17 protein-coding genes and 1 pseudogene are annotated in these 20594 nt (G+C 58.9%); 10 read left to right on the plus strand and 8 right to left on the minus strand.

Going from position 1 to position 20594, the window contains the following annotated elements:
• Positions 1-43 precede the first annotated feature (43 nt).
• The 3 genes from phbB to rraA form a co-directional block, all read right to left on the minus strand.
• A complete protein-coding gene (gene phbB, locus DMX11_RS10490; RefSeq protein ID WP_110744477.1) occupies positions 44-787 on the minus strand; it encodes an acetoacetyl-CoA reductase in 744 nt (247 codons plus the stop codon).
• Positions 788-918: 131 nt separating this feature from the next.
• Positions 919-1578, minus strand: coding sequence for an aspartate/glutamate racemase family protein (locus DMX11_RS10495; protein WP_110744478.1), 660 nt, complete (start codon positions 1576-1578; stop codon positions 919-921).
• Positions 1578-2069 carry a ribonuclease E activity regulator RraA gene (rraA, locus tag DMX11_RS10500; RefSeq protein ID WP_110744479.1) on the minus strand — a complete coding sequence of 164 codons (492 nt, stop codon included), beginning with the start codon at positions 2067-2069 and terminating at the stop codon, positions 1578-1580. Before rraA ends, DMX11_RS10495 begins: the two co-directional genes overlap by 1 nt.
• Positions 2070-2291: 222 nt before the next feature.
• Between rraA and DMX11_RS10505 the strand changes: the two genes are divergently transcribed.
• From DMX11_RS10505 to DMX11_RS10520, 4 genes are all read left to right on the plus strand, one after another.
• A complete protein-coding gene (locus tag DMX11_RS10505; RefSeq protein WP_110744480.1) occupies positions 2292-3362 on the plus strand; it encodes an isocitrate/isopropylmalate dehydrogenase family protein in 1071 nt (356 codons plus the stop codon).
• 129 nt (positions 3363-3491) lie between these two features.
• Complete coding sequence (gene otnK, locus DMX11_RS10510) at positions 3492-4763, plus strand: 3-oxo-tetronate kinase (protein WP_177410731.1); 1272 nt, start codon at positions 3492-3494, stop codon at positions 4761-4763.
• Positions 4760-5395 (plus strand): 3-oxo-tetronate 4-phosphate decarboxylase, encoded by a 636-nt coding sequence (otnC, locus tag DMX11_RS10515; RefSeq protein ID WP_110744482.1) that lies wholly within the window; start codon positions 4760-4762, stop codon positions 5393-5395. The genes otnK and otnC overlap by 4 nt, the downstream gene beginning before the upstream one ends.
• A gap of 7 nt (positions 5396-5402) precedes the next feature.
• Complete coding sequence (locus DMX11_RS10520; RefSeq protein WP_110744483.1) at positions 5403-6464, plus strand: AbrB family transcriptional regulator; 1062 nt, start codon at positions 5403-5405, stop codon at positions 6462-6464.
• A 5-nt stretch (positions 6465-6469) separates the two neighbouring features.
• Here DMX11_RS10520 and DMX11_RS10525 read toward each other — a convergent pair whose 3' ends face one another.
• From DMX11_RS10525 to DMX11_RS10535, 4 genes and pseudogenes are all read right to left on the minus strand, one after another.
• Positions 6470-7408, minus strand: coding sequence for a GntR family transcriptional regulator (locus DMX11_RS10525; protein ID WP_110744484.1), 939 nt, complete (start codon positions 7406-7408; stop codon positions 6470-6472).
• Between the two features lie 111 nt (positions 7409-7519).
• On the minus strand, positions 7520-8410 hold the full coding sequence (locus tag DMX11_RS26415) for a methyl-accepting chemotaxis protein (RefSeq protein WP_371921787.1): 891 nt from the start codon (positions 8408-8410) through the stop codon (positions 7520-7522).
• Positions 8387-9151: pseudogene (locus DMX11_RS26420) on the minus strand (MCP four helix bundle domain-containing protein); the annotation flags it as partial. The pseudogene DMX11_RS26420 and the gene DMX11_RS26415, both read right to left, overlap by 24 nt.
• A gap of 106 nt (positions 9152-9257) precedes the next feature.
• A complete protein-coding gene (locus DMX11_RS10535) occupies positions 9258-10556 on the minus strand; it encodes an OprD family porin (protein ID WP_110744486.1) in 1299 nt (432 codons plus the stop codon).
• 385 nt (positions 10557-10941) lie between these two features.
• Between DMX11_RS10535 and pyk the strand changes: the two genes are divergently transcribed.
• The 6 genes from pyk to DMX11_RS10565 all read left to right on the plus strand — a co-directional run bounded on the left by pyk (position 10942) and on the right by DMX11_RS10565 (position 18779).
• Entirely contained in the window at positions 10942-12390 is a 1449-nt protein-coding gene (pyk, locus tag DMX11_RS10540) for a pyruvate kinase (RefSeq protein WP_110744487.1), read from the plus strand.
• 155 nt (positions 12391-12545) lie between these two features.
• Complete coding sequence (gene eno, locus DMX11_RS10545; RefSeq protein ID WP_110744604.1) at positions 12546-13847, plus strand: phosphopyruvate hydratase; 1302 nt, start codon at positions 12546-12548, stop codon at positions 13845-13847.
• 15 nt (positions 13848-13862) lie between these two features.
• Positions 13863-14618, plus strand: coding sequence for a triose-phosphate isomerase (gene tpiA / locus DMX11_RS10550; protein ID WP_110744488.1), 756 nt, complete (start codon positions 13863-13865; stop codon positions 14616-14618).
• A gap of 53 nt (positions 14619-14671) precedes the next feature.
• Positions 14672-16297, plus strand: a complete 1626-nt coding sequence (locus DMX11_RS10555; RefSeq protein ID WP_110744489.1) for an NADP-dependent glyceraldehyde-3-phosphate dehydrogenase — start codon at positions 14672-14674, stop codon at positions 16295-16297.
• A 10-nt stretch (positions 16298-16307) separates the two neighbouring features.
• Complete coding sequence (gpmI, locus tag DMX11_RS10560; protein ID WP_110744490.1) at positions 16308-17831, plus strand: 2,3-bisphosphoglycerate-independent phosphoglycerate mutase; 1524 nt, start codon at positions 16308-16310, stop codon at positions 17829-17831.
• Positions 17832-18020: 189 nt separating this feature from the next.
• Positions 18021-18779, plus strand: a complete 759-nt coding sequence (locus tag DMX11_RS10565; protein WP_110744491.1) for a TerC family protein — start codon at positions 18021-18023, stop codon at positions 18777-18779.
• Positions 18780-19187: 408 nt separating this feature from the next.
• On the opposite strand, the gene DMX11_RS10570 is transcribed toward DMX11_RS10565, so the two are convergent.
• Entirely contained in the window at positions 19188-20519 is a 1332-nt protein-coding gene (locus DMX11_RS10570; protein ID WP_110744492.1) for a CitMHS family transporter, read from the minus strand.
• Positions 20520-20594 lie beyond the last annotated feature (75 nt).

Here is a 20594-nt window from a genome sequence, read left to right on the forward strand (position 1 = left end):
TAGCGTGTGAACGGCAGCTGTAGATTAATCGCTGCAAAGTGGATCAGCTCATATGCAGGCCACCATTGATCGAGAAGTCCGCTCCATTGGCATAGGCCGATTCGTCAGATGCAAGCCAGGAGCAGATCGCGGCAATTTCTTCTGGAGCGCCCAGCCGGCGCGCTGGGATCTCATGGACGATGCGATCCATATGCGTCGTGCTTGTGATCGCTTTGAGCTTGGGAGTGGCAATGTAACCGGGAGAAACCGTGTTTACCGTGACGCCCCTCGCCCCGACCTCACGGGCAAGCGCCCGGGTGAATCCACGAATGGCGGACTTTGCCGTCGAGTAATTGACCTGGCCTACTTGGCCAATCTGGGCGTTGACTGAGGAGATATTGATCACCCGCCCCCATCCATTGGCAACCATGTCCTCAATCACCTGCTTGGTGACGTTGAACAGTGAGTTGAGGTTGGTGTCGATGACAGTCGCCCAATCCCCGGGCTGCATGTCACGAAAAACGACGTTACAAGCGGTGCCTGCATTATTGACCAGCACATCGACGGGCCCAATCTCGCGCTTGATGCGATCGAAGGCCGCCTCACATGACTGCCAGTCGGCCACATTGCCCTCCGAGGGAATGAAATCGAAGCCCCTTCGGTGCTGCTCCGCAAGCCAGTCTGCCTTGTGTGGGGAGTCCGGGCCACAGCCTACGATTACCGTAAAACCGTCGCGGTACAGCCGTTGGCAGATAGCGGTACCCAATCCGCCCATACCGGCTGTTACGTAAGCTACGCGTTTAGTCATGAATCACCCCTTTATTCTCATATCGCGGAGGGCCTGAGGGCATGCGCGCATGAACGCGCGGATGCCCCTGGCAAGCACGACCAACACTGTGCATCTGCATTTCAGTAAATACAAGTGCAATATGTCGTTATTTAGGATTGCAACAGCCGCTTGAGCTTTAAAACCGCACTGTCGGGAGTGGTCAACACAGGCGTCTCGGTTAACGCCGCACAAGCCGAGGCGGCCGATGTCATGGAAAACTGAGCAAAACAGATCACATCGACGTCAGCGAGCGGCGGGACCATTTCACTGATCAACTGATCATGGCGCGCCGCATCTCCTTGATGAAGTGCTTCTATGGCCCGAGGCGAGACGGCATGTTGCAAGGTCAATTTTTTGCCTCGTGCCGCGGCTGCCTCGTGCAGTTCCTCGGATATCGAATCGATTGCCGGGGCGAAGGTCGCCAGCAGCGCCACCCGATCACCGTATTGCAAGGCGTCTTCGAGCATTGCCTCGTTGGGCTTCAGGACAGGAATATCCAAGCTGGCTTTGCACGCATTGATCGCCTCACCGAACGCCGAGCAGGTGAACAGGATTCCGTCCGCGCCCGCCTCGCGCGCATAGCGTGCAAGCGCCATAAAGCGCTGCTTCAGTGCATCCGTGACGGAACCTGCGCTTCGCAAATCGCGTGATAGCGAATCTTCGAGCAAATTGCACAGCTCGGCCTCAGGCCACAAACGTGCAAAAGCTTCATTGATAGGCGCAACCGCCACTGGGGTGGCGTGAATAAGGAAAACACGCTTGGTCGACATTATGCGGCTCCCTGGACGCGCGATGCATCAAGCACCAGCACGCCGTCGTCATCGGCAAATAGCTGATCGCCATCGGCAATGGTTTGGCCGGCAATCGTCACGTTCAGCCCAACCTGGCCTTCATTGCGCTTGGTCGACTTGGCCGGGGTCACCCCCAGCGCCTTGATGGCGATCGGCAAGGTGCGCAGGACCGCCTTGTCGCGCACATAGCCATACACCAGCACGCCCGCCCAGCCGTTGCGTACCAAGTCTTCGGCGATGTGATCGCCAAACAGTGCACAACGGTCGCTACCGCCGCCATCCACTACCAACACCCTCCCCGCGCCGGCCTGGCAGCTCAGCTCCTTGATGCGCGAGTTGTCTTCGAAGCACTTGACCGTGACTGCCGGGCCCTGAAAGTCAGGTTTGCCGCCCAGGTCCTGAAAAATCGGCAGAAGCACTCTGGCACTCGCGCCAAACTCATCGCACAGATCGGTGGTCTTGATGCTCATTGCAGCCCCTTCGCTAGGTTTAGACAAAACAAATGTTGCATATATTGGTTTTACATGCAATAAAATGCAAAGGCCGGGGCGGCAGCGGGTTGCTCCAGTGGACAGCATCGATCGGGGCGGCAACGAATCGCTTCGATGATTGTACTTCGTCGCCGCAACGTACACCCTAGCGAGTAGCGACGAGCCGCTTTATCTACGAACAAAAATGCTTAGGAGAGTGTGATGCGTATTCTGGTTCTTCCCTGCGATGGTATCGGTCCTGAAATCGTCGAATCTTCGATGTCGGCCCTGCATGCTGCCAACAAGAAATTTGATCTTGGCCTGAGCTTTGACTACGACGACGTCGGCTTCGTAAGCCTGGAAAAGTACGGCACCACCCTGCGTGATGAGACGCTGGAAAAAGCCAAGACCTACGACGGCATCATCCTGGGCACGCAGTCCCATGCTGACTACCCAGCGCCGGAGAAAGGTGGCCGCAACGTTTCCGCCGGCTTCCGTATCGGTCTTGACCTGTACGCCAACGTGCGCCCGGCGCGCACCCGTTCGTTCCTCGAGTCGAACATGAAGCCTGGCAAGACCATGGACCTGGTGATCATGCGTGAAGCCACCGAAGGCTTCTATCCGGACCGCAACATGTCCCGTGGCTGGGGCGAAGTCATGCCATCGCCGGACATGGCTCTGTCGACTCGCAAAATCACTCGCCACTGCAGCGAACGTATCGCCCGTCGCGCCTTCGAGCTGGCCATGAAGCGTAACCGCAAGGTCACAGCGATCCACAAGGCCAACAGCTTCCACATGACCGATGGTCTGTTCCTGGAGTGCGTGCGCAACGTGGCCAAAGACTTCCCGGAAGTCAAAGTCGACGACCTGCTGGTCGACGCTTCTACCGCTCACCTGGTGCGCAGCCCTGAGCGTTTCGACGTGCTGGTTGCAACCAACTTCTACGGCGACATCATCAGCGACCTGGCCAGCGAACTGTCCGGCAGCCTCGGCCTCGCCGGCTCGATGATGGCCAGCGACATTCACTGCTGCGCTCAGGCCCAGCACGGTTCGGCGCCTGACATCGCCGGCCAGGACAAGGCCAACCCTGTCTCGATGATTCTCTCGGTGGCGATGCTGCTGCAGTGGATGGGCGAGCAGCACGGCAAGCCTGCGCTGGGCGAAGCGGGCAAGGCCATGGAGCAGGCAGTGGACGTCGTACTGGAAGATCCAGCCAAGCGCACTGCCGACCTCGGCGGCAAGCTGGGCTGCGCCGCCTTCGGTGAAGCTGTTGCAGCAGTGATTGCCGGCTGATCGACCGCACGCCGTAAATCCTGCAGGAACCTACCAAGCTGGCGATGCGCTGTCGTCGCCGGCTTTTCCCGCTCCTGCGGGGTTGAACCCGTTTTACGCCGCCCAACAATTGCACAGGAGAAACTGCCCGTGACCCAACCCTTACTCGGCTGCATCGCCGACGACTTTACCGGCGGCACCGACCTCGCCAGCATGTTGGTGCGCGGAGGCATGCGCACCCTGCAGGTGATAGGCGTTCCCGACGGCCCGATCGACGCTGATGTCGATGCCGTAGTCATCGCGTTGAAGTCCCGAACCCTCCCGGCCGCCGAAGCCATTGAAGAATCAGTTGCAGCACTTGACTGGCTCAAACAGGCCGGCTGCCGTCAGTTCTTCTTCAAGTACTGCTCAACGTTCGATTCCACCGCGCAAGGCAATATCGGCCCAGTCGCAGACGCCCTGCTCGAAGCCCTGAACGCGCCATTCGCACTGGCATGCCCGGCATTCCCGGAAAACCAGCGCACGCTCTTCAACGGCTACCTCTTCGTTGGTAACGAACTGCTCAGTGAGTCCGGCATGCGCCATCACCCGTTGACGCCGATGACTGACGCCAATCTCGTGCGCGTCCTGCAACAGCAAACCAAGCGCAAGGTCAGCCTGGTTCCCCACAACATCGTCAATCAAGGTACTAGCGCGGTACGCCAAGCGTTCGCCGAGGCCCAGGCAGATGGCAGCGGATACGCTATCGTCGATGCTGTGAGCAACCTGGACCTCAAGGTTATCGGCGAAGCTGCCGCAGACCATGTATTGATCACCGGCGGTTCTGGCGTCGCAATCGGCCTACCCGATAATTTCAAACGCGCAGGGCTGCTGCCTGGCGCTTCTTGTGCCGCCAAGCTACCTCATATCGAAGGTCATTCTGCGGTACTGTCCGGTAGCTGTTCGGTCGCGACTAACGGCCAGGTCGAATTCTGGCAGCAGAGTGGTCGCCCGAGCTTCGCGCTCGACCCGCTGCGCCTCGCCGATGGACATGACCAGGTTACTGAGGCGCTGAACTGGGCTAAACCACTGCTGGGCGAAGGACCGGTACTGATCTACGGCAGCGCTCGCCCCGAAGCAGTCAAAGCAGTTCAGGAGCGACTTGGCATTACCGCTGCCGGCGAAATTGTCGAACGTGCCCTGTCGCAGATTGCTCTTGGTCTACGAAACCTGGGCGTAAACATCTTCGTTGTCGCGGGCGGCGAAACCTCCGGGGCAGTAGTGAAGGCGCTGGGTGTCGACGCACTGAGAATCGGTGCACCTATCGACCCAGGCGTGCCATGGACGCTTGGCCTGGGTGAGCACCCGACAGCGCTGGCACTTAAATCCGGTAATTTCGGTACCCGTAACTTCTTCATCAAAGCCCTGGAGCTGGCGCCATGAACGAGAACAAGGAACGGGAACAGATTGTCCTGCTCGGCAAGTCCATGTACGACCGTGGCCTGACCCACGGGGGCACAGGCAATATCAGCGTGCGTCTGGATGACGGCTGGCTGCTTACGCCAACCGGCTCCTCACTGGGCCGACTCGATCCCGCACGACTGACCAAGCTCGACTGGGAAGGTCGGCACATCAGCGGCGACAAGCCCTCCAAGGAATTGATGCTGCACCTTGCCATGTATCAAGAGCGCCCCACGAGTGGCGCCGTCGTTCACCTGCATTCCACCCACTCGGTAGCCGTCTCGGTACTGGATGGTTTGGACCCGGACGACCTGCTGCCGGCGATTACTGCCTACTACGCCATGCGCGTCGGCAAACTTCCGCTGGTACCCTATTACGCCCCGGGGGATCCGGCCCTGGCAGAAGCAGTCCGCTCGTTTTCCAGCAAGCATCACGCCATGCTGTTGGCCCATCACGGCCCCGTGGTGGCGGGCAGTGACCTGAACGCCGCTGTAGATGCAACCGAGGAACTCGAGGCTACCGCTCAGTTGTTCCTGCTGATTTTCCAGCACAAGTTCAAGACCCTGACCCCCGAGCAAATTGCCGAACTGCGGCGCCTCTATCCTCTGAAGTGAATGGCACATGTTTGCGAGCCTGAAAACCTGGTGGGCAACACCTCTGGTAGGCATCATCGGCGCCCTTCTGGCCAGTGCGGCGCACTGGCCCCTGCCATGGATCATAGGCTCGATGCTAGCGGTGATTTTCGTCCGCTGCAGCGGCTGGTTGATTGCCGAGATTCCAAATGGACGTAAATCAGGCCAATGGATGATTGCCACCTCCATCGGCCTGCATTTCACCCAACCTGTAGTCCATGAAATTGTCGGCCATTTCCCGATGATGCTGGCGGCAGCCTTTCTTACCCTGTTACTCGCCCTTGCCGGGATCGCCTTCATGCGGCGCCAGGGCATGGACCTGAAGACCGCTTACTTCGCCTTCATGCCGGCAAACTTTGCCGAAATGATCCAGCTGGGGATGCGCCACCGCGCTGACGTCAGTCAGATCGCTGCGGCTCATAGCATCCGCCTGGTGCTGATCGTGCTCAGCGTGCCTGCCGCCATGTTCCTGTTGATGCAAGTTACCCCAGGCGTAACCGAACCGTTGCGCCCTGCAGCCCAGTGGCAGTGGCTCGGCCCCATGCTGGTAGGGGGCGCGTTGGTGGCAGTGTTGTGGCGACGGATGGGCCTGCCGAACCCGTGGATGTTCGGCCCGATGGCCCTGTGCGCTGGCCTGACGGCAGCGTTCGACCTGCGAACAGCACTCCCAGTAGAGATGAGCCACTATGGCCAATTGATGATTGGTTGTGCCCTGGGCAGCTTCTTCGATCGAGGCTTCTTCCGTCGTTCGCCGCTATACCTGATGAAGGTGGTGATTTTTACCCTGTCGATGATCGTTGGCACTTTCCTGTTCGCCTGGGGCTTCGGCTGGCTGACAGGTATGCCCGTGCTGTCATTGGCGCTGGGCATGATGCCGGGCAGCAGCACTGAGATGTACCTTACCGCTGAAGCCCTTCACCTGGGGGCTGGGATGGTGACCGCTATGCAGATCATGCGCCTGGTGGTGGTCATGTTATGCGCAGAACCTGTGCTCAAGCTATGGCTGGCACGCCAGGGTGACGTCGTGAACGAGCAGCAAGAGCAGGACTAGCGCCTTTACGCAACAGGAACGCCCGCCTCGACCGTATCCGCGGGCGTCTCCGTTGGCCTGCTGCGCTCCAGAATTGGCGACTTGCGGGCGAGCGACCCACTCAGATGGCGTTTCATCAGATGCGCTGCTTCCAGATTGTTTCCTTCTTCGACCAACTCGATCATCCGAAGGTGCTCGGCACACTGCGTGTAGAGGCGCTTGCGGTCGATCATGGAGCGGTATTCCAGCAAGCGACGCATGTTGTTCAGCTGCTTGAGGATCATGTGATACAGCGGGTTGCCGGACAACTTGATCAAATCCTCGTGGAAGCGGATACCGGACTTCATGAGGACATCGGCCGGCAGCGTGTCGATGCCGCCGGACAGCAGGTCCTTCTGCTCCTTTTTAAGACGCCTGAGCACATCGAGGTCGTACGCAAAATCATTCTCGAGCAGAGCTGCAGGCTCGATCAGAGACCGGACCTTGTAAATCTGCTGGAGCGTCTCTGGGGTTTTCGCCACATCCAGGAACCGCCAGCCGTAACCTGGCTTGGGCTCGGCCCAGCCAACTTTCGCCGCTCGGTTGAGAATATCGATGACCTGAAACTTGGTCAGGTCGTAGCGCTCTCGCAGGTACTTCTCGGTGACTTCCGATGGAATTGCATCGTTGAGCCAATCCTCTGAAAGCCGATAGTACTCTGGGGGTTCTTCAGTCGCCGTGATCTCATCCAGTGCCTCAGTCAAGCCGTCAGCAATGCCAATTACAAAAAAGCCACGGTTGGGAATCTGCTCCAGGACGCCCTGCTCGGCCAACAGCGTCAACGCCTCCCGAGCAGGTGAGCGCGACACATGAAAGTCATCAGCGACTTTCTGCGCACTCAAATGCGCTCCAGTGGTAATTTCGCCGAGCTGGATCTTGTGTTTTATGTCAAAAACAATGCGCTGGACTAGGGTGCTTGATGCCATATTCCTGAACCGATACGTTGTAAAACCGGAGAGATCAGCAGCCAATCCTTTGATTATCGGCGCCGGTAAATGCAAGTATACGCTAGAACCTGCTCAAGGCGGCAGACACCACTAGCGGGGCGCCATGCGAAATTGTCGCACCAGCTCATTGAGTTCCAACGCCAACTGGGCCAGCGACTGGCTTGCCGCTGCGGTCTGAGCGGCGCCCGCCGAAGTCTGTATCGACAGCTCACGGATTGCTAGCAGGTTACGGTCCGTGCTCCTGGCCACCTGCGCCTGCTCGGTCGCCGCACAACTGATGACCTGATTACGCTCATTGATTTGCTCGCTGCTAGAAAGCAGCGCCTGCAGCGCGACGCTGGCTGCCTCGGCCAAGGCCAAGGTTTCCTGGGTTCGGCTGGTACTGTTGTGCATGGTCTGCACTGCGGCCCCGGTTTCCCGCTGCATCGCCGTGATCATGGCTTCGATCTCCCGGGTAGATTCTGCCGTACGGTGAGCCAAGCCCCGCACTTCATCTGCGACCACTGCAAAACCACGCCCCGCTTCGCCTGCACGGGCAGCCTCGATCGCGGCATTGAGTGCGAGCAGGTTGGTCTGCTCGGCAATCGTACGGATAACATCCAGTACCCGGCCGATCCCCTGCGCTGCCCCTGAAAGCCCCTCAACCTGGCTGGCACTGGCCAACACGTCCCGTATCAGCCCATTGAGCGAAGCCAGTGCCTCCTCCATCTTTTGCCTGCCTTGGAGCGCCGTTTCACGGGCCTCGTGTGCCAATTGCGACGCCATGGCCGCACTCTGAGCGACTTCCTCGGTTGCGCTGGTCATCTGGGTGACCGCGGTAGCCGCCTGCTCGATCTCACTGTGCTGCATGTGACTGTCCCGTCGCCCCTCTTCGGTAACGGCATTAAGTTGCTCGGCGGCTGTTGCCAGCTGCGTAGACGAGCCATCGATCTGTCGCAGTGTCTGCAACAGGTTCGACTGCATACGCTTCAGGGCCTGCATCAACCGCGTCGCTTCATCGTTACCCGTTGGCGTGATCACCTGGCTCAGATCCGCTTCGGCAACCCGTTCGGCAATTTGTACTGCCGACCGCAAGGGTGCAGTGATGCTGGTGATAAGGAGCCACGCGATCAACCCGGTGCAGACGAAGACCAACAGTACCACCAGCACGACTCCCTTGATCGCATTGGAATACGCGGTTTCCGATCGCAGGTTGGCGCGCTGAGCGCCCTCATCAGCCTGTTCGATCAACGCGTCGAACTGGCGTGTCATCTCATCGTATGCATCACGCACCGACATGAGGTAAGCACGTGCCCCTGCCTTGTCGCCTGTACGCGAAACGGCCAGTAGTGCCTGATGATGCTTTGCATAGGTTTCAAGGCTACGCACAAAGTCCTTGAGGCCGGTACGCTCTTGCTCGGTTTGCAACAGCCCGGCGTATCGCTGCATTTGTTCGCGCACTTGTTGAAGGCGACCTGCTGTACGTTCTTCGTACGTCTGCATCTGCTCTTGGCTAACTGAAAGGATGTGCTGCATCGACCCCATTCGATAGCGATTCAAGGCGGCATTGGCCGTACCCAGGGCGCGAACGCGCTGCAGCCAGTTATCCTTGATATCCAGAGCCTCAGCCTGTACTACGCGGATTTGTTGCAGCGCAAACGCGCCCAACAGCACGCTCAACAGCGCCAGGCACGCGAAGCCTATAGCAGCTCGCGGTCCTACACCGATCATTCTGACGTTCATCTAATCAAGGTTTCCTTTGTTCCCGGACGGGAATCGCAACAATGACTTGCGCCGATACGAGGCCCGCGAACAGGCCCGGCATCGACGAACAAGTCGCAGTGACGGCTCAGAGCAGTTCGAGCGGGTACTCGATGATTACGCGCACTTCGTCCACATCGCCCTCTGCCTGAGCTTCGTTGGCACGGTGAGTGGTGTGTCGCAGCCGCAGGGAAAGGTCCTTGGCAGCGCCCGATTGCACGACGTAGCGCAGGTCCAGGTTACGCTCCCAGTGCTTGCCATCCTCACCTTGCAGCCCTGCGTATCCACCCAGGGGATCGGCCTTGGTGCCATCGATATGATCACCCTTGAGATAGCGTGCAGAAAACTTCAGGCCCGGCACGCCGTAGCCTGCAAAGTCCAGGTCGTAGCGCACCTGATAGGAGCGCTCGTTTGCCCCGTTGAAGTCCGAGTAGTTGACGGAGTTGGCGAGAAAAATAGAGTCGCCGCCAACAAAATCGAAAGGCGTGTTGCCATCTACGTCCTGGTACGCAACGGTCAGCTTGTGATCGCCGAACGCATAGCCCAGCGCCAGGCTATAGGTGGTGTTATCGATCTCGCCCTGCAACGCCTTGCCGGCATCCCGGGTCTTGTAGAGGTTGGCGTCCATGTCCAGGGACTGGGTATCGGAGAGCGGCAACACATAGTTCAGGTTGCCGTAATACTGATGCCAGGTTTCATCGAAATCCGACGCATAAAGGCTAGCACTGAGCTGCTTGCTCAAGGCATAGGTGCCGCCGACGAAATCGATCGACTTGCCAATGCGGTTTTCACCGTAATTGAGATAAAGATCGTCATCCTGGTTGCTGGAGTCCCGCAGCTTGTAGGCGGTGAAATGCCCCGCCTGCAGATCAAGGCCATCGATTTCTTTGCTTTGCAGCAACAGACCGGTTGCGGTCTCTGGCAACAGTCGCGAATCCCCGGTTGCGAACACCGGCGCCTCGGTGCGCATGTTGCCGTAGCGGAGCTCGGTGTTGGATAAACGCACTTTCACAGCGGCGCCGGCGCTGGAGTAGTCATCCTCCGGGCGATCATCACTATCGACCGGCAACAGGTCAGCGCCGGAACGCCCTCGTCCACTGTCAAGTTTCAAGCCAAGCAAGCCAAAGGCATCCACACCGAAACCCAAGGTGCCTTGTGTGAAGCCAGACTCATAGAACGCCATGATGCCGTGCGCCCACTCCTCGCGGTAGCTCTGATCACCAGGCTCGGCATCACGATAATCGCGATTGAAGTAAAAATTGCGGTTGAGCAGACGAAGGCTGCTGCCTTCGACAAAACCCGCTGATTCCGACTGATCCGAAGCCTGCGCCGCAGCACAGGCGAGCGAAACGGCCAACGCGGTAAACCCCTGAGTCACTGCATGCATCGTCAAGTATTCCTGGTTTAGAAGTTAGTGCCCTGGCCTGCCATTGCCGGGCTTTCTTGTTGTGGATCTAAACAAGCTATGCGCACTGCGGCGCAGCAGCCCCCTGATGAGGTCCTGGCAGGCAATGCCAGAAACGAACGCCCACCAGCAGCGCTGCCCTCCAAAAATAACATTGCATTTGTAAGTGTCAATATGCGAATCTTCTTTCGCTCGCCAGGCAGCCCTCTCCATCCTCACCAACCGCCTGATGAAGCCATGATTTTTGCTCAATGGCAGCCTTTAGATCGAGTTCAAGCAAAAACCTTATTTGGATGTATGGATCCAAATATCCAATTGATCTGACTGCCTTTTCTTACCAGACGTCCGCTTTGAAGGAAGCTGAGCCATGCAGCGAAGAACAAAAATAGTTGCCACACTGGGACCCGCCACCGAATCACCGGAGGCGATCGAGGGCCTCGTGCGCGCCGGCGTTGATGTGGTGCGCCTCAACTTTTCCCATGGCTCGGCCAACGAGCACATCGCTCGAGCAGCGCTGGTGCGTGAGATGGCCCGCAAGCACAATCGCTTTGTCGCTATCCTGGCCGACCTGCAGGGCCCGAAAATTCGGATTGCCCGGTTTGCAGAAGGCAAGGTGACGATCAACAAAGGGCAGCGCTTCATCCTCGACGCTAAAATGGATAAGCAGGCGGGTACTGCCGAAGCAGTGGGTATCGACTATGAAGCCCTGATCAGCGACAGCCGCGCAGGGGACATCCTGTTGCTCGACGATGGACGCGTCGAGCTGCAAGTACTCGAGGCTCATGCGCACCACCTGGTCTGCGAAGTGCTGGTCGGCGGTCCGCTCTCCAACAACAAGGGGATCAACCGCAAGGGCGGGGGCCTATCTGCCGCTGCTTTGACCGATAAGGACCGCGAGGACATTCGTACCGCAGCGAAGATGCAGGTGGATTACCTGGCTGTGTCGTTCCCGCGCGATGCCGAGGACATGCACCTGGCGCGTCGTTTGTTGCATGAAGCAGGCGCTGAAGCAGGCCTGATCGCCAAGATCGAACGTGCTGAAACAGTGGCTGATCGGCATATCCTCGATGCGATCATCGAAGCCTCCGAAGGGGTCATGGTCGCTCGTGGCGATCTGGGTGTGGAAATCGGCGATGCCGAATTGGTAGCGGTGCAGAAACTGATCATCGATCGTGCGCGCTCTTTGAATCGAGTTGTGATCACGGCAACCCAGATGATGGAGTCGATGATCACGCAGTCCATGCCAACCCGCGCCGAAGTGTTCGATGTCGCCAATGCCGTGCTCGATGGCACAGATGCCGTGATGCTGTCCGCCGAAACCGCTGCCGGCGCCTACCCAGTGCAGACAGTGGAAGCAATGGTCCGCATCATTGCCGGCGCTGAACGTCATCCGCAGGCGCAACGTTCAAAACACCGCATGGATGAAGTCTTCCAGCGAATCGACGAAACCATCGCCCTCTCCGCCATGTACGCCGCCAACCACCTGCATGGCGTAAAAGCGATCATCAGCCTGACCGAAAGTGGCGATACACCCCGTCTGATGTCGCGCATCCGCTCGCACCTGCCGATCTACGCATGCTCGGACAATCCGCGTACACAAACGCGCGTGGCCTTGTTCCGTGGCGTCCAGACCCTGCCTTTGAACAGCGATGACATGCTCCCCGAGGAAGTCAATCACCGTGCAGTGCAAGCCCTGGTCCTGCGGGGTGTGGTCAGTGCCGGTGATCATGTGCTGATTACCCGAGGCGACCATGCCCACAACCAAGGCGGTACCAATACCCTGCGCGTAGTGCGCGTGGGCGATGAAATCCGCTGAGAAGCAGGAGGTTGCCAGTGAGCCAGCCCACACACAACGTCTCATCTGATCATCCGGCACCTGGCAGTTGGCCGCGTGACTTCGATTTCCGCCAGGAATATGCAGAGCAGCAGGAGCTGCTGGATCCGACCTTCGACACAGGGGCATCAGACGCCATGATCAACGCCACCCTCATCACCCAAATCATCGCACGTGAGATCCTCGACTCGCGTGGCAATCCCACGGTGGAAGCGCAAGTCACCTTGGCGGGTGGCCAGCAAGGTATCGCCAGCGTACCGTCGGGAGCATCAACGGGCAGCCGCGAGGCCTTGGAGCTTCGAGATGGTGGCAACCGCTACCATGGCAAGGGCGTGCTGCGCGCGGTAGAACATGTCAATCAGGCAATTGCTGCCCAACTGAAAGGATTGGACGCACTTGATCAGCGGGCAATCGATCAAGCTCTGATTGAGCTGGACGGCACAGACAACAAGGGCACGCTTGGGGCCAATGCAATCCTGGCGGTTTCTCTGGCCACGGCCAAGGCTGCTGCCGAAGCCAAGGGCCTGGCATTGTACGAGTACTTCGCCGAGCTGCATGGCACACCCGGCCAGTTCAGCATGCCGGTACCCATGATGAACATCATCAATGGCGGCGAGCATGCCGACAACAACGTCGACATTCAGGAGTTCATGATCCAGCCGATCGGCGCGCAGAACTTCAGCGAAGGCCTGCGCATGGGGGCTGAAGTGTTTCATACCCTGAAGAAAGTGCTAGCAGAGCGCGGCCTGAGCACCGCTGTGGGTGACGAAGGCGGATTTGCCCCGTCCCTGGACTCCAACGAACAAGCATTGGTGGTGATTCAGGAAGCCATCGAACGTGCAGGCTATCGAGTCGGCGTCGATATCAGCATGGCGCTGGATTGCGCAGCCTCAGAGTTCTACCACGACGGTGAGTACGTGCTTGCTGGCGAGAACAAGCGATTTTCCAGCGCCGCATTCACCGACTACCTCGGTCAGCTGCGTCACCGCTATCCCATCCTGTCCATCGAAGATGGCATGGATGAAAGCGACTGGCACGGCTGGGCCCTGCTGACCCAGGCACTGGGCAAAGACACCCAGCTGGTCGGTGACGATTTGTTCGTCACCAATCCGGCCATCTTGCGCGAGGGGATCAGCCAAGGCGTGGGCAATGCCATCCTGATCAAATACAACCAGATCGGAACCCTCAGCGAAACGCTCGACGCCATCCGCCTGGCTCAGCAATCGGGCTACAACGCCGTGATTTCCCACCGTTCAGGCGAAACCGAAGACACCACTATCGCAGATCTGGCGGTAGGCACACGTGCCGGGCAGATCAAGACCGGCTCACTGTGTCGCTCTGACCGGGTGGGCAAGTACAACCGCCTGCTGCGCATCGAAGAAGCCCTGTTGGAACAGGCGCCCTACTGCGCGGATGCACTGCGCGCGCAACGCGGCTGATAGAGAGAACCGCACATGAACGAAAAGCTTGTAATCGCGAACTGGAAAATGCACGGCACTCGTGCTGCCAATGAGCAACTGATCAACAACCTGCTGCCGACACTCAGCGAATTGCAAGGCGTACGGATCGCCATCTGCCCGCCATTGCCATACCTGTCCCAAGTTGCTGATCTGCTGGGCAATTCCTGTGTATCGCTGGGCGCACAGAATTTCAGCGAACGCCCACAAGGAGCCTTCACTGGCGAGGTCAGCGGCGAAATGCTTGCCGACATAGGCTGCAATTACGTACTCGTGGGCCATTCCGAGCGCCGTAGCCTGTATGGCGAAACTGACGCGCTGGTGGCGATGAAATTCGAGGCGGCATTACGCGCAAACCTGGTGCCAGTCCTGTGCCTTGGCGAAACCATCCATCAGCGCCGGGCGGACAACACCAATGCAGTGATCGGCGCACAACTGCGAGCGGTTCTGCAGCAAGTCGGGATAAAGCAACTTGCCCGTGGCGTCATTGCCTATGAACCGGTCTGGGCAATTGGCACTGGCGAGACAGCCTCGCCAGCCCAGGCCCAAGCAGTCCATCAGCACATTCGTGCGCTTCTGGCCGAGCAGGATCCGGATGCTGCCGCCAGCATTCCCCTGCTTTACGGCGGCAGTGTCAAAGCAGATAACGCAGCGCAGCTGTTCGAGCAGGCCGATATTGACGGTGGCCTGATCGGTGGCGCATCGCTGGACCCAGCAGCCTTTGGTGCGATCTGCAAAGCCGCTCGCGCCTGACTCAATCGCGCAACCGTGCGCCTTCAGACAAGAAACACAAGAAAGGTAAAAGCATGAATTCGATTGCCCCCCTCAGCACCCTCTTCCCCACCGCCGAGCAAGTCCCGGAGGCCTACCGTCTGGGCGACCCGATCGAACAGCGTGAGTACCTGGTAGACGGCCAGTTACACCACTGGGACGGTCCAGTGGCCACAGTGCGCAGCCCGGTCTACCTGGCCAGCGCAACGGGCGAGCAGCAAGTCATGCTGGGCAGCGCGCCGCTGCTCGATGCCACCACCGCGCTGGTCGCCCTCGATGCAGCGGTCAAGGCTTATGACAATGGCCAAGGTACCTGGCCGACGATGCGCGTGGCTGAACGCATCCAGCATGTCGAAACTTTCCTGGCCAGCATGCGCAAGCAGCGCGAGGCCGTCGTCAAGTTGCTGATGTGGGAGATCGGCAAGAACCTGAAGGACTCTGAAAAAGAATTCGACCGCACCTGCGATTACATAGTCGACACCATCAACGCTCTTAAAGACCTCGACCGTCGCTCAAGCCGATTCGAGCTTGAACAAGGCACACTTGGCCAAATCCGCCGAGTACCGCTGGGCGTGACGCTGTGCATGGGCCCCTACAACTATCCGCTCAACGAGACTTTCACCACCCTGATCCCCGCGCTGATCATGGGTAACACTGTGGTATTCAAACCGGCCAAGTTCGGTGTGCTGCTGATTCGCCCTCTGCTCGAAGCCTTCCGCGACAGCTTCCCGGCTGGTGTCATCAACGTGATATACGGTAGCGGCCGCGAGACCGTGAGCGCACTGATGGCCAGCGGCAAGATCGACGTGTTTGCCTTCATTGGCACCCACAAGGCTGCCAGCGATTTGAAGAAACTGCACCCACGCCCGCACCGCCTGCGCGCTGCGCTCGGCCTGGACGCCAAGAACCCGGGCATCGTGCTGCCCCAGGTAGATCTGGACAATGCCGTGGAAGAGGCGGTTACCGGCGCACTGTCCTTCAATGGCCAGCGCTGCACCGCACTGAAGATCCTCTTCGTACATGAGGATGTGGTAGAGGCATTCCTTGATAAATTCAATCGCAAGGTTGCCGCGCTCAAGCCGGGCATGCCTTGGGAGCCGGGTGTTTCGCTCACGCCACTGCCGGAACCGGGCAAGACCGACTACCTCGCCACCCTTGTCGCTGATGCTAAAGCCAAGGGCGCCCAAGTGGTCAACGAAGGGGGGGGCGATGTCCGCGGCTCGTTCTTCTTCCCGGCGGTGCTCTTCCCAGTCAGCCGCGAGATGCGCGTCTATCACGAAGAGCAGTTTGGCCCCGTGGTGCCGGTAGTGCCTTATCGCGATCTGAAAACGGTTATCGACTATGTTCTGGACTCTGACTACGGCCAGCAATTGAGCATCTTCGGTAATGACAGTGCAGAGGTGGGTCGTCTGGTCGATGCCTTCGCCAACCAGGTGGGTCGCATCAACATCAATGCCCAGTGCCAGCGCGGCCCGGACAACTATCCGTTCAACGGCCGTAAAAACAGCGCTGAAGGTACCTTGTCGGTTCACGATGCGCTGCGTGTGTTCTCCATCCGCACCCTGGTTGCCACCAAGTTCCAAGGCAGCAACAAAGAACTGATCAGCAAGATCATTCGTAATCGTGAGTCGAGCTTCCTCACGACCGACTATATCTTCTGAGGGCCCGGCGATGAGCACCCGTGCATTGATCATCCTGGACGGCATCGGCCTGCGTGAGGCCAGCGAGTCCAATGCCTTGGCAGCGGCCCGCACGCCGAACCTGGACTCACTACTGACGCACTACCCAAATAGTCAGATCGCGACCTCGGGCTTGGCCGTTGGCCTGCCCGAAGGCCAGATGGGCAACTCTGAGGTGGGGCACATGAACCTGGGCGCCGGACGGGTCGTGTATCAAAGCCTTACCCGCATCGACAAGGCTATTGCCGACGGGGACTTCGCTCGCAATGCTGCCCTGAGGTCACTGGTCGACCAGGCGGTAGAGCGTGACGGCGCGGTCCATGTCATGGGGCTGCTGTCGCCCGGCGGTGTCCACAGCCACATCGAGCAGATCACTGCAGCCTGCAAGACCTTGGCGGAGTTGGGCGTCGAGCGGTTTTATGTACATGCCTACCTCGATGGCCGAGATACGCCGCCGAAAAGCGCTAGTGAATCGATCGAGGCACTGGAGGCAGCGCTTGCACAGTCAGGCCGTGGGCGTATCGCTACGCTGGTCGGACGCTATTTTGCGCTGGACCGCGACAATCGTTGGCCGAGGATCGAGAGTGCCTACCGCGCTATGGTTCAGGGGCAGGCCGAGTTTCAGGCCAGCTCTGCCAGGGAGGCATTGTCACAGGCCTATGAACGTGGCGAAAGCGACGAGTTCGTTGCCGCAACGATCATCGGTGAGCCGGTTCCGCTGCAGCCGCAGGATGCACTTCTGTTCATGAACTTCCGCCCGGATCGTGCACGGCAATTGTGCCAGGCGCTGGTCATGCCGGATTTCGTTGGCTTCGAGCGGCCGTTTGTAGTGCCAGCGCCGCAGTTGTTGACACTGACCAGGTACGCCGAAGACCTGCCCTGCCCCTTCGCGTTTGGGCCAGAAAGCATCGTCAACAGCCTGGGCGAATACCTGGCGGGTCTGGGCAAGCGACAATTGCGTATCGCCGAGACGGAGAAGTATGCCCATGTAACATTCTTCTTCAATGGCGGGCGCGAACAGCCTTTTCCCGGCGAAGAGCGCATCCTGATCCCCTCGCCCGCCGTGGCCTCGTATGACCTTCAACCGCAGATGAGTGCGCCAGAACTGACCGAGCGCCTGGTCGAAGCGATCGAAAGCGAACGTTTTGACTTGGTAGTGTGCAATTACGCCAATGGCGACATGGTCGGACACACCGGATCGTTCGACGCGGCAGTAAAGGCCGTCGAGGCCCTCGACAACTGCCTTGCTAACGTAGTCGAAGCGATTTTGAAGGTCGGTGGACAGTGCCTGATCACCGCCGACCACGGCAATGTTGAACAGATGACCGATCCCGACTCCGGGCAGTCCCACACATCTCACACATTGAACCCGGTGCCGCTGATTCTGGTGGGCCGTCACGTAGCTAATACAGGCTTGCGCGACGGCAGGCTGTGCGACATAGCCCCCACGCTTTTGCAATTGATGAATCTCCCACTACCGGCACAGATGGAAGGTCATTCGTTGCTTACCAACTGATCGGTCTTCAGGGGACCATCAGGTCATGGATGGGCTGGGAGTGGTCTGGTCACCCTGCCTTGCCATCGATGACGTGCTCCACGGTGACGCTACTGCGCGTCTTTGAGGCGGTCCCCAACGGGACCGCCTCCTTTTTATTCCCGCCTGCGCAGCCTGACTGCAGGGCTTAGACACTGATAGGTAATTGATATGGAATGGCTTACCAGCCCAGAAATCTGGGTCGCCTTCTTCACCCTGACCGCCCTGGAAATCGTCCTTGGCATTGACAATATCATCATGATCGCCATTCTCGTCGGCCGCATGCCGCCGCATATGCGTGCGCGCACCCGCTTTTTCGGGCTGGCGCTGGCGATGGTCACGCGCATCTTGCTGCTGCTTTCGATCACCTGGATCATGGGGCTCACCCGCGACCTGTTCGAAGTCTTTGGCCAAGGCATTTCCGGGCGAGACCTGATTCTGTTTTTCGGCGGGTTGTTCCTGCTGTACAAGAGCAGTACTGAAATGTTCCAAAGCCTGGAAGGTGAAGAAGAACAAGCCTCCGACGCCCCAGGTGTCGGACGCGGATTCATCGCCACGATCATTCAAATTGCCATCATCGATATCGTCTTCTCGCTCGACTCGGTCATCACTGCCGTGGGCATGGTTTCGAATGTGCCCGTGATGGTTGCCGCGATCATCGTCGCGGTGATGGTGATGATGATGGCCGCCGGCACTATCAGCGCGTTCATCGAGCGCCATCCAAGCCTGAAGATGCTGGCGCTGTCCTTCCTGGTCGTGGTCGGTACCGTGCTGATCGCAGAGTCTTTCGACGTGCATGTACCCAAGGGCTATGTCTACTTCGCAATGGCGTTCTCGCTGGCAGTGGAAGCTTTGAACATCCGTATGCGAACCCGCCGTGAAAAAGCTCAGGATGAGGCAGGTGAAGGTAACCTGGCAAAAGCCGACTGAGCACCTTCCTTGTACTACAGATTGGGGCCGCTTATGCGGCCCCAATGCGTTTGAATCAAGCTGAAAGCCTGTCCCACGACGGCGAAGTACCGAGTAGTGGCACACGTTATCCGATGTCGACTGCTGTTGCTTACGCTTGCACCTGCCCCCGCACGCTGGGTCAGGATTTCAAATGGGTGCAATTGCATTGCCCACAGCTTCGCTAGAAGGAGGGCCAACCACGGGCTTGGGATTGATCGGATGTGTTAGTCACGGCGGTGGCGCCCCGGCCCGCAAGATCTGCCTGAGGTCGCCACGCATCGAAGGGTATGAGGGATCTAACGCTAGGGCTGTTGCGATGTACGGAGAACCGCAGGGAGAGAAGTAGCCGGTGCGGTTATTGACCGCACCGGCATTCCATAATGAACGTCAGCCTGCACTCCAAGGGAACAAGCCAAACGCCATGGCCACGACCATGATCAGCATGCACAGGGCAAAGGCCCACTTCAGGGTGTACTTCTGATGGTCACTGAACTCGACCCCGGCCAACCCACACAGCAGGTAAGTCGATGCCACCAACGGGCTGAGCAAGTGCACCGGTTGCCCGACCAACGAAGCCCGACCGATCTCGGCGTGGGTGATGCCATAGACCTCGGCGGCCTTGGCCAGCACAGGCAATACACCGTAGTAGAAGGCATCGTTAGACATGAAGAACGTGCCTGGAATGCTCGCCAGTGCAGTGATAGGTGCCATATAAGGGCCCCATTCCGCCGGCAGCATGCTCAGGAAGCTCTTGGACATTGCATCGACCATGCCGGTCCCCGATAGAATGCCCGCCAGGATACCGGCAGCCAGGAAAATCGCGATCTGGTTCAAGGCCGTGGGCGCATGCGCGGAGATACGCCGGCGCTGGTCTTGCATGTGCGGGTAGTTGATTACCAGCGCAATCGAGAACGCCACCATGAACAGGATCGCCAGCGGCAGAATCTCCAGCACTAGGCCAGTCATCAGCGCGATAGTCAGGCCCGCATTGAGCCAGAACAATTTGGGTCGACGCAGTTCGGCGTTTTCTTCCGACAGTGAAGGCGTAGCCTCGTTATCAGCGTCATCGAATACCGTGGCCGCTGCTCCCAGCGATTGCGGCAAGCGTCCCAGGCGCTGACGTTCGCGGGTACCAATGAACCAGGCTAGCAGCATGACACCCAGGAAACTGATGATCAGCGTCGGGATCAATGGCAGGAAGAGCTCGGAAGTCTCCACTTGCAGCGAGGCCGCTGCCCGTGCCAATGGTCCGCCCCATGGCAGCAGGTTGGTCACACTGGCAGCCAGAATTACCACGCAGGTCAGTGCCAGAGGGTCCAGCCTCATCCGCTTGAACAACGGTAGCATCGCAGTGACCGTGATCATGTAGGTGGTCGAGCCGTCACCGTCCAGCGACACCAGACCTGCCAGCAGCGCGGCGAACACCACCGCTTTCATCGGGTCCCCGCCAATCAGCTTGATGAACTTCTTGATGATTGGGTCGAACAGCCCAGTGTCGAACATCAGGCCGAAGTAGAGGATGGCGAACATCACCATGATCGCAGTCGGCGCGACCTTGCGCAGGCCCTCGATCATCATGTCGCCCATGTCCGGCCCGAAGCCGGCAATCAACGCGAAGACGATCGGTACGGTGGTCATGGCCACCAGGGGTGACAGCCGTTTGGTCATGATCAGGGCCATGAAGGTCACGATCATGCCGTATCCAAGAAATGACAGCATTTGTATCACCTTGACTTGAAATACAATTATTGTTGTGGGTCAGCGCTCTTTCGGCGCATCAAGGTCACAGACGGC

Origin of the sequence: Pseudomonas sp. LB-090624, from assembly GCF_003205205.1 — a bacterium.
In the GTDB taxonomy this organism is placed as follows: Bacteria; Pseudomonadota; Gammaproteobacteria; order Pseudomonadales; family Pseudomonadaceae; genus Aquipseudomonas.